Raw genomic sequence first — 13,497 nt, 5'->3', positions numbered from 1 at the left:
CTAACGTTTAAATATTCGTATCAGCCACATTGCTGCTAATATTCCTAAGCCAATCCAGATGGCAATAATTACAACAGCGGCCGCCCTATTTATCGGTTTTCCTCGCTCTATTTCTGCGGCTGCTTTTTCCCGACACTCTGCTAAAACCTGTGGCGGAATCATCTTGAGTACCAGCCAAATTCCCAAAGGTACAATTATCAAATCGTCTAAGTAGCCGAGAATCGGTATGAAATCAGGAATTAAGTCTATCGGGCTAAAAGCGTAGGCCACCGTAAGCCCTGCTAAAATTCTGGCGTACCAAGGTACTCTCTGGTCTGTACTGGCTAAATAAACAGCGTAAGTCTCTTTTTTGAGTCGGCGGGTACCTTGTTTTAACCATTGCATATAATGACTAATGACTAATGACTAATGACTAATGACTAATCACTAATCACTAATCACTAATGACTAATACTTTTTTAGTTGCTAAAAATGTAACAACCCGGATATTTAGCACTTTCAGTGGGAAGGTAAAGTATAGCATCTGTTGTATGTGAGGAGAATCAAGTTTATGAGTTCAAATTTGCAACGTGGCGATCGCATTAATTTCCGCAGTCTGGTAACAGCGTTGTGTTTAACCTTAACTCTCGTTAGTTTTGTGAGATTAGATCCGGCGGTGGCTCAAGAACAGCGGATCAGAACGCTGAGTGTTACTGGGCGGGGTGTGGAAGCGATTCCCACAACCCAAACGCAAGTGCGGCTGGGGGTTGAGGTGCAGGGGAAAACGGCTGCCGAGGTGCAGCAGGAAGCGGCGAGGCGATCGTCCGCTGTGGTAGAGTTGCTGCGATCGCGCCAAGTCGAAAAACTCGAAACTGCCGGCATCACCCTCAATCCCATTTATAACTACGACAACAACCAACAGCGCTTGACAGGTTATACGGCGACGAATACCGTCAGTTTTCGGATTAATACTGCATCTGCCGGCACTTTGCTCGACGATGCGGTGAATGCCGGAGCCACACGCATCGACGGCGTGAGTTTTGCCGCCACCGAAAGTGCGATCGAATCTGCTCGAAAACAAGCACTCAAAAAAGCCACTCAAGATGCTCAAGCGCAAGCGGATGCAGTCTTTAGCGCCCTCAACCTGAAGCGGGGAGAGATTCTGGGCATTCAAGTCAACGGTGCGATCGCGCCGCCTCCTATGTATCGGCAATTGGCTGGTGCTCGCATGGCTGCTGCTGACGCTACAACGCCTGTGGTGGGGGGGGAACAGCAGGTAGAAGCTTCTGTGACTTTGCAATTTGGATATTAATAATATAGTTAGGGGTTGAACTGGCCACCTCAGCTTGACCCTAACTATTTCTCGATTTATCAAGCAGCTTTTTCTACAAAAAACTTTAGCCGTTTTAACCACTTCTGCCAGTAGTCTAGAAACGAAATCTCTCCTTCTTCAGGGGGAGAGTTCCTCAATAAATAGACTCTCTGTTAAACCGTAGGCGATCGCATTCCTCATACACAGAAAAGAGTGGACTCTTTTCTCAGATCCACTCTTTGTTAAACTCTCTTAGCCCTAGCTTTAACAAGCTAGAGTTAAGTCCTTACTTTACCTAGTCCTTAATGATTCTCTTGTCATGAATGACCACTTGATCCTTGAGTTTAGGAGTGCCGGAGATGTGAATATCCGTATCCATATTTTCCTCGGTGGATTCGGCTAGATATTGGGCAGATGACTTAAAATCGTGCGCTGCACGTTTAGCAGATTCGGCTGCATTTTGGGCCGATGAGTTAAAACCATGCCCTGCACCTTGAGGAGATGGGGTTGCATTTTGGGCAGAGGACCTAAAATCAGGCACTGGAGGTTTAGCAGATTCGGCTGCATTTTGGGCAGATGATTTAAAATCATGCGCTGCATCTTTAGCAGATTCGGTTGCATTTTGGGCAGATGACTTAACATCCTGCTTAACATCCTGCGCTGCACGTTTAGCAGATTCTGCAGCATTTTGGGCAGATGACTTAACATCCTGCGCTGCAACTTTGGCAGATTCAGCGGCGCTTTGAGCAGATGACTTCATTGATTCCGCTGCACTCTTACCAGATGACTTAAGCGATTCGGCTGCGCTTTTTATAGATGGCTCAACTGCTTTCGCTGTATCTTTTACAGTCGATCTCAGATCCTTAGTTGCCCCCTCAATTTCCTGAGCTACAGCTTTGGCAGAAGGCTTAACTTCATCAGCAGTACTCTTAATAGAATCCGCTGCACTTTGTATAGAAGGCTTGATACCTTCGACTGTCTGCTTGACTGAATCTTTTACTTCTCTAATCGTAGGTTTGACTTCCTCGGATGCGCTCTTGACTGCATCTACTACAGAAGGCTTGGCTTCCTTAACTGTCCGATCGACAGATTCGGCTATACTTTTAATCGAAGGCTTGGTTTCCTCAACAGTCTCCTTGACTGCTTCTGCTGTAGCTTTGATAGATGGTTTAACTTCCTCAGCCGTTTCCTTTACGACTGTCCCTAGGTCTTCTACAGTGTGTGTAATACCGTCTGCTACAGCGTGTGCTGCATCCCCTAAATTATCTACAGCACGGTTAACAGTATCAGCAGTACCTTTACCAATCATAGCGCCAGCAACTGAGCCTGCTACAGCACCAACAATGCCTCCAGAGCGAGCACCGAGTATACCACCGACTGCTGCTCCAGCTATCCTCGCACCAAGGCCTGAGCCTGATGATTGCTCTTCCTTTGATTCTGAATTTTCGTTAGTCTGAGCCTGAAGCTGCGCGTTTTCGCTATTGTCAACATTCTTTTCCTGGAAGTCAGGATTGGCTTCAGGTTGGTTAAAAGGCTGCTTATTATCAGTCATAGATATCCTTGGGTATTACTGTTACATTTACTAGGCTAACTATATACTTCTCATAAAATCTACTGCCTAAGAACTAGATTTTGACTGTTACTTAAGAAGTAGATTCTCAAAAATACTTACCGCTACCGCGCTAGGGACTCGCTGTTCATTCGACCTTGAACAAGTTGGAGGCGCGCGATGGCACATCGGGAACAGTCTTAGCTTAGCGATGCAAAAATAACTCATGTATACAGACTTGTTTACAGATTAAATGATTAATAAATATTCTAAAAATATGTGGAGTGCCAGCTTATAAATTAACGGTTTTTAAGAAAATATCTTATATTTGTTTAAAAAAATTAGCTATTAAATTATTGAATTAAGTGATTTGTTTTGTGGACGTTGCTGATTTACGCTAGGAAAGGTTAAATATGCAAGTCAGAGAAACCAGTATCCACAAAGATTCGGGATTTTCAACTGATTTTTTTGATACCCTGATTAAGCAAGGCCAGATTTTGGAGTGATCTAACTCACGAGGAGAGCTCTTTGAACAGCAACTTGACCGCTTTAGCCGCCAGAGGCGATCGCACTTACGTGTAATTGGGCATAAGTGCGATCGATCCCTAACTTTTAGCGTGACATACGGCACTTTGCCGTATATAATGGATAAATGAGATAAACCGTATTTTGTATGACTAAAACTACTAAATCGGAACCGTCAGCCCGATTGGAGGCTCGTATCAGTCCAGAGATTAAAGCCCTTTGGCAAAAAGCCGCTGACTTAGAAGGACGTACATTAACAGATTTCGTCATCGCCAGCGTTCAAGCAGTCGCTTCCAAAGTTATTGAACAGCACCAAAGACTGAAACTTGACCTTGACGACAGCGAGGCTTTCGTAAATGCCCTCCTGAATCCAACCCAGCCGAATCAAGCTCTCAAAGCAGCAGCCTTGCGCTACAAACAAGTGATGGGCGATGGTACTCACAATTGAACTCTTAGATAGCAGCAGACATCACAGAGAGCTTTTTTGTTGTGGACAAGATAGTTTGGACAACTACATCCGTAAACAAGCTTCTCAGGATCTCAAAAAGAAAGTCGCAATCGTATTCGTTTTAGTGGAGTCTCCAAACACTGATGTGATTGCCTATTATACGCTTTCTGCATACACCATTGAACTCGCAGATTTGAATGAATCTTTTGCAAAAAAGCTGCCCCGCTATCCCCTTCTACCTGCTACATTGCTAGGTCGTTTGGCAGTCGATCGTACTTATCAAGGTCAACATCTCGGCGAGTTGATTCTGATAGATGCTTTGAGAAAAGCACTCTTGGCAACTGCACAAGTTGCATCTCTCGCTGTCATTGCAGAAGCTCTGGATGAGCCAGCAGCCAATTTCTATCAAAAATATGGTTTTCAAAAGTTTAAACAAAACCCGATGAAGCTTTATCTACCAATGAAATCGGTTGAAGAACTTTGTCAAACTTCTAACATTTAGTTGATTTTGTTAAAAACCGATCGCCAATCCCACTCTCCAACCCCGCCACCGCAGACGCGCGATCGCACTTACCTGTAATTGGGCTAAGCTCGATCGCCCCCAACAAACTCAACACAATCCAATTACTACCGGATCAGCGCTCAAAGTACCCGATATCGACTACAGTAAACACAAAATATTATTGGCGGTGATTTGAGTGATTGAGACTTTAGCAACAGGAATCGCAGCAGCCGGTTCGCTGCTAGCATTGGGCGGATTGGGCCTAGAGTTGAACTATCGCCGGACTGGGAGTGCAAATAAACTAGAACTAACAGCCGGAGAATGGCACTTAGCCATCTCCGAACCCAACCGCTATCTTTTAGTCGGGGAAATGGAGTTCCGCAACCTGACACAGCGGTTTGAGATTATGTTGCCGGAAGTGCGGGCACAAGTGAAACTGCTGTCAGACGGAAGTTTGGATGGCGTTACCTCCGAGACAAAGGTGATTCCTTGCCACAAAGACGCAGCAGCCAGAGCAGACGATTACTGGTTCGGCTATATTGTTAAAGCCCAAAAAAACACGAAAATTAAAGTTTCTGTAGACATTCAAGGGCAAGATTTAACCAAATTGCAGTCAGCTTGGGTGCAAGTACATTACGTCACCTACGGCCCGGGCGGCCGCATCCCCAAAGTCCGTAACGTAGTAGTTCCCCTGCAATTTCCCAACTCGGAGACAGTACCTAATGCCCGAAATGTAGGAGTTGCCGAAGTTTTGCCGATTCGCACCCACATCCTGACGGAATTGGACAATCCCGTCGAAATTGTCAAGCGGTACGTGCTGCCACGCGCCCAGAAAGGCGATATTGTCGCCCTCGCAGAGACTCCCTTGGCTTTGATGCAGGGACGCTATCGCCATCCCAGCGAAGTCAAACCCGGATGGGCGGCAAAGCGAGTGTGCTTGTTTTTCTTGCCGATGTCGAGTTTGGCCACGGCTTGCGGGATGCAGACGTTGGTTGATGTAGTAGGCCCTTGGCGCGTAGTCGCAGCATTTGCGATCGGCGCTGTGGCTAAAATATTCGGTAAACCGGGAGTCTTTTACCAACTTGCAGGGGAACAAGCCAGACTGATTGACGACGTTACCGGGACTTTGCCTCCCTTCGACCAATTTATTGTCCTAGGCCCGGACAATCCCCAGCAAGTTGTAGAAGAAATTCAACGAGAAACCGGACTTGCGGCGGCGATCGTAGACGCTAATGACTTGAAAGCAGTTAAGATATTAGCAGCGACCTCCGATTTATCGGTAACATTCTTAGAGCAAGCCTTGCGAAGCAACCCCGCCGGGAATGCTGACGAGCGCACACCAGTCGTTGTAATTCGACCTCTGCCACAAAAATCTTGAGTTGAAAACAGAAAATTAAAAATTCAAAAAGATGATTTGCAATTTTTAATTTTCGATCGAGCAAGAAAGGGAGAAGAATCAAAAGTTATAAGTTTTGAACTCAAAATTTACCCATTCAAAACTCAAAACTTCTCTAACTCTTCCCCTTTCTGAATTTTTATTTTTAAATTTCCATTCTCCACTTTTATGCTATGACTTCATTTCCCTCCCAAAACCAAAACCAGGTTGTGATTCGCCCGTTTCAGTATCGCGACATCGAGGTGATGGAACAACTGTGCGCGGAAACAGCCGAAGAGCCAGAAAACCGCAAGGGCGCAAGCTGCGACGTGGTACTAGGTAGAAAGTTGCAGCAGATACGTCGCTGGTACGGACTACTAAAGATTTTTAGCTTGTTTCCCAACCCCTGTCAGTCCCTGTTCCGGGCCCACGTTGCCGAAGAAGAGGGGAAAGTTAAGGGCATAATTCAGATTTCTCCTTTCAACCGCACCCGCAGCACTTGGCGGATAGATCGCATAGGAGTAGACCCGGAAGCCCGCAGCAAAGGAATTGGTTCCATGCTGCTGCGGTACTGCTTTGAGGCAGTCTGGGAGGCGCGGACATGGCTGTTGGAAGTGAATGTCGGCGACAAAACTTCCTTGGCTTTGTATCGGCAAAACGGGTTTCAGCCTTTGGCCCAGATGACTTACTGGACGATCGCCCCAGAACGCCTGCAAGAAATGGCTTCCTCGACGCCAGATTTGCCCAACCTGCTGCCGGTGAGCAACGCCGACGCTCAGTTGCTATACCAACTGGATACCGCGTCTATGCCGCCCCTGGTGCGCCAAGTATTCGATCGGCACATTCAAGATTTCAAAACCAGTTTTTTCGGCGCTTTAGTCGAAGGTGTCAGACAGTGGCTGGCCAAAACCGAGGTAGTCAGCGGTTACGTGTTTGAACCGCAGCGCAAAGCCGCGATCGGCTATTTTCAGGTGCAGCTATCCCGCAACGGCCAGCAACCGCACGTCGCCCAGTTGACTGTACACCCGGCCTACACTTGGCTTTACCCGGAACTGCTGTCTCAGATGGCGCGCCTTGTTCAAGATTTCCCGATTCAAAGCCTGCAACTGGCTTCCGCTGACTATCAGCCGGAACGGGAAGCTTATTTAGAGCAATTTGGAGCTGTGCGCGTGGAACACAGTTTGCTGATGTCTCGATCGGTGTGGCACAAATTGCGCGAGTCCAAGTTGGTCTCTCTCGAAGGACTCCAGCTATCAGAAATGCTGCAAAGCTTCCAGCCAACTCGCAAACCCGTACCGGGCCGGATGTCCTGGCTCGGCCCGATGGCTGGGGAAGCAGCAGCAGGGCCCGCATCCTCCGAGATAAAACCCCTCTTGACTGACTCAGGAAACAGCCAAACGAATCAAGTTAACCCCTTGAACTTCCAAAATTCCGAATCCTCGGCAACAGATAGCAGCAGCATTTTGCCTCTAAAATTGCCCGAATTGCCTCTAGACGAAGGCTCCCAAGACAAAAGTTAATACTTAATAGTTAAAAGCAGAAGGTAAAAGGTAGAAGGCAGAAAAAAAGAGAATTAATCATCAAAGAAATTCCTTTTTTCTGTCATAATTCCAAAACCTCCCTTCTGCTTTTAATCTTTTAATTATTAATATCAACCTAAGATTACCTATCTTATTCTTACTTTCTTCACTTCTTCCTTCGCGTCCTTCGCGTCTTCGCGGTTCGTTAAATAAGATTATTTCCGCAAAAAAATAGTAAATCTAAAATCTAAAATCTAAAATCTAAAATCTAAAATTGAATGTCCAACGATAAATTATGGATTTCAGCACTGGGATTAGATATCGGCCTCAAACGAGTCGGCATCGCCGGATGTGACGGCACCGGTTTAATAGCTACGGGAATTACAACACTGGTACGATCGTCCTTCGATCGAGACGTAGCTTATCTCCGAGAACTCGTGCGAGAGCGGAGAGTGCAAATTTTAGTGGCAGGCTTGCCCTACTCCCTGAGCGGAGAATTGGGTGCTCAAGCCCGACAGGTGCAGAAATATGCCAATCGCATCGCCACAGCCTTAGAGCTCCCCCTAGAGTACGTGGACGAGCGCCTGACTTCGGTTGAGGCAGAGGAATTGATGAAAACACAAGGGATTTCGGTGTCGCAAAATAAGGGTGCGATCGATCGCAAAGCAGCAGCCCTGATTTTGCAGCAGTGGCTAGACGAACGGAGGCAAAATATCTCCGCCCTTCCCAATCCTTGATAGCTGGTAACAAAGGCGTGATATCCTGGTTGTGCAAGTTTGCTACGCACACCTGTAACCCTTGACAAACTGGAGAAAATTCTGCTGTACCCTCGGTACTGAAGAAGCACAAAATCGTGATTTGTCCTCAGTGTCGCTTGCTGACTCGACTGAGATTTAAACGCTGCACTCGGAGCCTGTCGAAAAGGCAGCGAGTCTCGCGGTTTAAGCTGGTGGACTGGCGATCGCCCATTTAGCCAGAATATCGCCACGAAAATTCCCAATTGTCAAGCCAACGTTACTGAATTATTGACGGAAAACTAAGATACACGCGATGTCCTCATCCCCATACCGCAAAAAAGAGAATGGCAATTCCAACGAAGAGTCCGTCACCTTGACGGATGAAGTTGGGCGATCGCTAACTTGCAACATAGAATATTCTATGAACCTAGAAGGTCAAGAATACGCTTTGCTGCTTCCAATTGACTCACCCGTAGAAATTTTTACCTGGCAGGGAGACGAGACGGACGAAGCAGCAATTCCTGTAGAAGACGAGACCGAAATTGACAAAATTTTTGAGACTGCTAAAGTTGTCCTGCAAGAGCAGAACTTGACGCTCCGACGCACAGCGGTGACGCTGACTGTAGTTGGCGAATTGCCGGAATTTCCCGAAGAGGATATGGCATCCGATGTCGATCCTGATGAGGAGTCGGAGTTCGAGGAGCTGATGTGGCTGACCAGTTTCTACCACGAAGAACAGGAATATGCGATTTATACGCCTCTAGACCCGTTCTTTATCTTGGCTAGAATGGATGATGACGGCAAGCCAGAATTGCTCTCGGAAGAGGAGTTCCAAAGGCTGGAACCGATGTTACCTATGCTGGAAGACCAGTTTTTTGACGAGCTTGATTAGATATGAATTGCAGGCAAAAAACCTGATGGCAAAAAGCAGAATTTTTTACTATTTTATAAAACAGTAAACTGCTCGCCCGATCGAACTTTTTCGAGGTGGCAGCTTCTGCCTTCGCGATCGGGCTTTTGAATTGGGCCGCGTGGATTGGGTCTTTTAAAGGGCTTGTATTCGTAACTTTTCGGTCATCAATCGCAGGTCATCAGTCATTAGTCGCTAGTTAACCGCCGCTTATCCAGGACAACGGACTATGAATAAAGAACAAATGACAAAAGGCAGCGCGCGCGAGAGCCGAAAAGGTACTCCGCAAGTCTCTAAATGGTTGTTTTATCTGGCTTTGCTGCCGGTAATCTGGGGAGTTTGCGCTTGGCAAGGCTGGGCTTGGTGGAGCTGGGCTTCGGCGCCTCCTAAAATAGCTGAAACGTCAACTTCCACGGCAGAGGAGGATGCTGTTTCTATCCAAATCCCGGAGGGTACTCCCAGTCAAAAAATCGGCCGGGATTTAGAGGCTGCGGGGTTGATTCGATCGAGCTCGGCATGGAATATGTGGGCCCGCTGGATGACTCTGCAAAACCGCGAGGGAGGTTTTCAAGCAGGAACTTACCAACTGTCGCCGACTCAGCCTCTGAGTGCAGTTGCTGACAAAATTTGGAAGGGCGAAGTCGCACAGCAGAGTTTCACGATTCCCGAAGGGTGGTCGCTGCAACAAATGAGCACTTATTTTGAAGCGCAAGGCTTTTTTCCGGCTAAAGAGTTTATGGCGGTCGCGAGTCAAATTCCTTACGCTCAATACCCTTGGCTGCCGAGCGGATTGCCTCATTTGGAAGGTTTTTTGTACCCGGATACTTATCAGCTAGACGGCGATAGAATTACTCCTCAAGCTGCGATCGCACAAATGCTCACCCGTTTCGAGCAGACAGCTTTGCCGGTATATCAAAAAAATCAGAATAATACAACGCTATCTCTCAAAGAATGGGTGACTTTGGCCAGTATTGTAGAAAAAGAAGCTGTGGTTGCTTCCGAGCGGAACCGCATTTCTGGAGTGTTCAACAACCGTCTGAAAAAGGGTATGGCGTTGGGATCTGACCCGACAGTTGAATACGCTCTCGGTATCAGGCAAACTAAGGAAAAGCCTCTGACTTTTAAGCAAGTAGAAACGCCTTCTCCTTACAATACTTATATAAATCCAGGACTACCCCCAACTCCGATCGCATCTCCGGGAATAGCAAGTTTGGAGGCGACTCTGACTCCAGAAAATACAGAATACCTGTATTTTATGGCGCGGTATGACGGCACTCACATTTTCAGTCGCACTCTGGCCGAACACAATGCTGCTGTGGCTCAAGTTGACCAAAAAGTGCGATCGGGTCAATAGATGGGCAATGACTAATAAAAAAGTAAAAAGTCAAAAGTAACCCAGGAAAAGCAATAATTATTCACTTTTGATTTTTTACTTTTTCAATCTTTAACTCCCAATTTCTTATTTCTCAATCTAAAATCTAAAATCTAAAATCTAAAATCATTATGACTTGGGGTAAATTACTACAGCCTGACTTAGTTCTAGGCGATTCAGTCATGAAGTTAACGGCTGATATTCTGCAGAAATATCAGATAAAAGGATTAGTATTGGATGTGGACGAAACTCTGGTTCCCATTACGGCAATGAATGCTTCTCCTGAACTCAGCTTGTGGGTACAAGAAATTAAACCGGTGGTATCCCTATGGTTGGCGAGCAATAATTTAAGTCAAAATCGGATCGGTCGAATTGCTGAGTCTTTGAATTTACCATACATCACTGGTGCGGCTAAACCGTCCCGCCGCAAGTTGCGAACAGCAGTGACGGCGATGAATTTGCCGGTGGAACAGGTGGCGATGGTGGGCGATCGACTTTTTACTGATGTTTTAGCAGGCAATCGTTTGGGTATGTTCACTATTTTAGTGGAACCAATGGTTGATGCTGGGTATGCGCTTCGCAAGTATCCGGTGCGCTCTTTTGAAGTTTGGGTTTCTCAAGCTTTGGGGGCTTCTCTGAAAATTAAAGATTAGTCATTAGTCATTAATGCGGAGGGGGGGTTTATAAATATCCAGGACGTGAATCATAGAAGTTGGTGAACCCGCCCCTACAGTATTTGTTATAATCAACTAGACATTTCCCGAAAAGCCAGCTTTGAACAGGCAGGATGCCTGTTCCACAATAATAATTATTGGAGATGTCTACTGGAAATGATATTATCACTAATAACTAATAACTACTGACTGCTGACTACTGACTATTGACTACTGACTAATGACTAAAACTATTGTTGTTAAAATTGGAACTTCGACTCTGACTCGATCGACTACAGGAAACTTAGCTCTTTCAACTATTGCTGCATTGGTCGAAATTTTAGCTGATTTGCGGCAGCAAGGCCATCGAGTAGTTTTGGTTTCTTCGGGTGCGGTTGGGGTTGGCTGCGCCCGCTTGGGTTTGACGGAACGCCCGCGAAATATTGCTATGAAACAGGCTGTGGCGGCTGTGGGCCAAGGGCGGCTGATGCGGGTGTACGATGACTTGTTTACTACTCTACAACAGCCGATCGCTCAAGTATTGCTCACCAGGGGTGATTTAGTGCAGCGTAATGGTTATGTTAACGCTTGCAATACTTTTCAACAACTGCTCAGATTGGGCGTGATTCCGATCGTCAATGAAAACGATACAGTAGCGGTAGACGAGCTTAAATTTGGCGATAACGACACGCTTTCGGCGCTAGTAGCGAGTTTGGTAGAAGCAGATTGGTTGTTTGTACTCACAGATGTCGATCGACTGTATTCCGCCGATCCGCGCAGCAATCCCGACGCACAGCCGATCGCCCTAGTCCAAAGTATGGCACAGCTCACAGAATTTCAGGTGCAAACAGGAGATTCCCGCAGCGGTTGGGGAACCGGCGGTATGGTGACAAAAATTGAAGCAGCCAGAATAGCAACTGCATCGGGAGTACGGACTGTCATCACTGACGGCTGCTTTCCTGGTAATATCGAGAAAATACTTAACGGAGAGTCGATCGGTACGCAATTCGAGCCTCAACCGCGCCCTGTAAACGCTCGCAAACACTGGATAGCTAACGTGCTAATTCCCGCCGGAAAACTATATTTAGATGCGGGTGCTGTCAAAGCAATTTCCCACGGCGGAAAATCGCTTTTAGCTGCGGGTATTGCTCAAGTAGAAGGAGAATTTCAAGCTGATGATTCCGTGCAGTTGTGCGATGCGGCCGGCAAGCAAATTGCTAGAGGACTTGTGAATTATAGCAGTTTAGAACTGAGACAAATCCAAGGCTGCAAGTCAGAGAAAATTGCTGAGATTTTAGGCTATGCAGGCGTCGAAACGGCGGTACACCGAGATAATTTAGTGATTGTTTAAACTAACAAATATCGAGAAAGTCGATCGGGCAATGAGCAAAGGCAGAAATTGAGGATATTTGCAGCACAGTCTTGCAAGAATTTGTTTGGCTGTGTCTGAACAGCTCGTTCATCGCTTCTGTAAACAGTTCAAATACATTTTGTGCTAATTCTAAAGCTGCTTGGCATTCCGCATTAGTAAGTTTAATCTCTGCTAAAACTTCCAACATCTCTGGCGTGTTTAAAAGGTGATAATTTTCTAAACCCCCATAAGATCCTCCAAAATCAACAGATTCTTTTTTGTTAATTTGCTGTAATTCCATTACCACTGCTAGCGCCGCTTCAAAAAAAACTTGGGCCGTTCCTTCGAGGGCTTCCACTAACACCAGTTTCTGAATAGGAGAGGCTTTCCAAGCGTAGCGTTCGATCACTGAACATAGCGATCGAGTTTTTTTAGTTTCTTCACCCCAAAGCATTCTGAAATCGCCGCAACTCATTAATTGGTTTAAGCCCAGCTCATCTAAGTATTCTAGATAGTCGTGCCAGTAATAGTTTTTTTTATACGTATATTTATTAATTAGTTCCTGAACTTGGCTATTACTAGAAGATTCTCGCAATACATATTTATTTAAATCGCTCAATCCTACAGCCAAAGGAGCGAGTACAGGTGCAAAAATTAGTCGTTGATTCGCGTGAATGTGTTTATTGGCTAGAAAGTCAAACAAGGGCAATTTGGCAAACTCTTGCTTTTTGGGTTCAATGAATGCTACAATGGCTTTCATACTTTTTTCGCCTGAATAGTTGCTGTCAAGATAATTTTCATACCTCTGTTAATTATCTATATTTTTGAGCATAAATAATTGTGTTTCTTATCATACATATTTGTATTTAAGATCGTAGGTAAGAGTGTTTGCAGTCACAGCAAATTGTGACCGAAAGCATACATGATACAAGCCCCCGGATTCATCCGTGGAAAAATAAAAAACCTGTATCCGATAAAGGAGCCCCGAATTTATCCGTGGGGTCGATGGCTTCAATTCTAAAATCTAAAATCTAAAATCTAAAATCGCGCAATCGATTGACTTGTATCATGTTGTGCCAGAAGTTCGAGCATATTGTTCCCTAGACATAAAATGTTCTAGATTTAAATTGGGTATTTCTGGCGTTGCTCAAAGCCACCCCACAAGAGTTTGATTATTTATTGACCGATAATTTAAAGACTGATTAACTTAATATAGGCAAATGAGCATTCTGCTCAAAGTCCTAAAAAATGCTGTTTACAAAAT

At 45.7% G+C, this 13,497-nt stretch carries 13 protein-coding genes; 10 read left to right on the top strand and 3 right to left on the bottom strand.

The window, feature by feature from the left end:
• Positions 1-384, bottom strand: coding sequence for a YkvA family protein (locus tag QUA88_RS03735; protein ID WP_333270301.1), 384 nt, complete (start codon positions 382-384; stop codon positions 1-3).
• Between the two features lie 166 nt (positions 385-550).
• On the opposite strand from QUA88_RS03735, the gene QUA88_RS03730 reads away from it, so the two are divergent.
• The gene (locus QUA88_RS03730) at positions 551-1,291 is read left to right on the top strand and encodes an SIMPL domain-containing protein (protein WP_333270299.1); all 741 of its coding nucleotides are present in this window, start codon (positions 551-553) and stop codon (positions 1,289-1,291) included.
• A gap of 295 nt (positions 1,292-1,586) precedes the next feature.
• Here the strand turns inward: QUA88_RS03730 and QUA88_RS03725 are convergent, their stop codons facing one another.
• Positions 1,587-2,843 (bottom strand): hypothetical protein, encoded by a 1,257-nt coding sequence (locus tag QUA88_RS03725; RefSeq protein WP_333231294.1) that lies wholly within the window; start codon positions 2,841-2,843, stop codon positions 1,587-1,589.
• A gap of 670 nt (positions 2,844-3,513) precedes the next feature.
• Here QUA88_RS03725 and QUA88_RS03720 point away from each other — a divergent pair.
• The 9 genes from QUA88_RS03720 (at position 3,514) to proB (ending at position 12,233) form a co-directional block, all read left to right on the top strand.
• A complete protein-coding gene (locus QUA88_RS03720; RefSeq protein ID WP_333051545.1) occupies positions 3,514-3,813 on the top strand; it encodes a DUF1778 domain-containing protein in 300 nt (99 codons plus the stop codon).
• Positions 3,797-4,315 (top strand): GNAT family N-acetyltransferase, encoded by a 519-nt coding sequence (locus QUA88_RS03715; protein WP_333051548.1) that lies wholly within the window; start codon positions 3,797-3,799, stop codon positions 4,313-4,315. Before QUA88_RS03720 ends, QUA88_RS03715 begins: the two co-directional genes overlap by 17 nt.
• Before the next feature lie 196 nt (positions 4,316-4,511).
• Positions 4,512-5,693, top strand: a complete 1,182-nt coding sequence (locus QUA88_RS03710) for a F420-0:Gamma-glutamyl ligase (RefSeq protein ID WP_333051551.1) — start codon at positions 4,512-4,514, stop codon at positions 5,691-5,693.
• Between the two features lie 191 nt (positions 5,694-5,884).
• Complete coding sequence (locus QUA88_RS03705) at positions 5,885-7,210, top strand: GNAT family N-acetyltransferase (RefSeq protein WP_333051554.1); 1,326 nt, start codon at positions 5,885-5,887, stop codon at positions 7,208-7,210.
• A gap of 278 nt (positions 7,211-7,488) precedes the next feature.
• Complete coding sequence (ruvX, locus tag QUA88_RS03700) at positions 7,489-7,947, top strand: Holliday junction resolvase RuvX (protein WP_333051557.1); 459 nt, start codon at positions 7,489-7,491, stop codon at positions 7,945-7,947.
• Positions 7,948-8,260: 313 nt separating this feature from the next.
• Entirely contained in the window at positions 8,261-8,839 is a 579-nt protein-coding gene (locus tag QUA88_RS03695) for a DUF3727 domain-containing protein (RefSeq protein ID WP_333051560.1), read from the top strand.
• A 247-nt stretch (positions 8,840-9,086) separates the two neighbouring features.
• Positions 9,087-10,211, top strand: a complete 1,125-nt coding sequence (mltG, locus tag QUA88_RS03690; RefSeq protein ID WP_333051563.1) for an endolytic transglycosylase MltG — start codon at positions 9,087-9,089, stop codon at positions 10,209-10,211.
• 149 nt (positions 10,212-10,360) lie between these two features.
• The gene (locus tag QUA88_RS03685) at positions 10,361-10,882 is read left to right on the top strand and encodes a YqeG family HAD IIIA-type phosphatase (RefSeq protein ID WP_333051566.1); all 522 of its coding nucleotides are present in this window, start codon (positions 10,361-10,363) and stop codon (positions 10,880-10,882) included.
• A gap of 241 nt (positions 10,883-11,123) precedes the next feature.
• On the top strand, positions 11,124-12,233 hold the full coding sequence (gene proB / locus QUA88_RS03680) for a glutamate 5-kinase (RefSeq protein WP_333051567.1): 1,110 nt from the start codon (positions 11,124-11,126) through the stop codon (positions 12,231-12,233).
• Position 12,234: 1 nt separating this feature from the next.
• On the opposite strand, the gene QUA88_RS03675 is transcribed toward proB, so the two are convergent.
• Positions 12,235-12,993 (bottom strand): hypothetical protein, encoded by a 759-nt coding sequence (locus QUA88_RS03675; RefSeq protein WP_333051569.1) that lies wholly within the window; start codon positions 12,991-12,993, stop codon positions 12,235-12,237.
• Positions 12,994-13,497: the final 504 nt, after the last annotated feature.

The sequence above is a fragment of the Microcoleus sp. D3_18_C2 genome (assembly GCF_036702395.1).
Taxonomy (GTDB): Bacteria; Cyanobacteriota; Cyanobacteriia; order Cyanobacteriales; family Microcoleaceae; genus Microcoleus.
The sequence above is the reverse complement of the archived record's forward strand: the minus strand, read 5'-3'. Positions and strand labels throughout refer to the sequence as shown.

Excerpts from the sequence above, each read along its gene's own strand:
- QUA88_RS03735 (WP_333270301.1), bottom strand. The coding sequence starts at position 384 with ATGCAATGGTTAAAACAAGGTACCCGCCGACTCAAAAAAGAGACTTAC.
- QUA88_RS03730 (WP_333270299.1), top strand. The coding sequence starts at position 551 with ATGAGTTCAAATTTGCAACGTGGCGATCGCATTAATTTCCGCAGTCTG.
- QUA88_RS03725 (WP_333231294.1), bottom strand. The coding sequence starts at position 2,843 with ATGACTGATAATAAGCAGCCTTTTAACCAACCTGAAGCCAATCCTGAC.
- QUA88_RS03720 (WP_333051545.1), top strand. The coding sequence starts at position 3,514 with ATGACTAAAACTACTAAATCGGAACCGTCAGCCCGATTGGAGGCTCGT.
- QUA88_RS03715 (WP_333051548.1), top strand. The coding sequence starts at position 3,797 with ATGGTACTCACAATTGAACTCTTAGATAGCAGCAGACATCACAGAGAG.
- QUA88_RS03705 (WP_333051554.1), top strand. The coding sequence starts at position 5,885 with ATGACTTCATTTCCCTCCCAAAACCAAAACCAGGTTGTGATTCGCCCG.
- ruvX (WP_333051557.1), top strand. The coding sequence starts at position 7,489 with ATGTCCAACGATAAATTATGGATTTCAGCACTGGGATTAGATATCGGC.
- QUA88_RS03695 (WP_333051560.1), top strand. The coding sequence starts at position 8,261 with ATGTCCTCATCCCCATACCGCAAAAAAGAGAATGGCAATTCCAACGAA.
- mltG (WP_333051563.1), top strand. The coding sequence starts at position 9,087 with ATGAATAAAGAACAAATGACAAAAGGCAGCGCGCGCGAGAGCCGAAAA.
- QUA88_RS03685 (WP_333051566.1), top strand. The coding sequence starts at position 10,361 with ATGACTTGGGGTAAATTACTACAGCCTGACTTAGTTCTAGGCGATTCA.
- proB (WP_333051567.1), top strand. The coding sequence starts at position 11,124 with ATGACTAAAACTATTGTTGTTAAAATTGGAACTTCGACTCTGACTCGA.
- QUA88_RS03675 (WP_333051569.1), bottom strand. The coding sequence starts at position 12,993 with ATGAAAGCCATTGTAGCATTCATTGAACCCAAAAAGCAAGAGTTTGCC.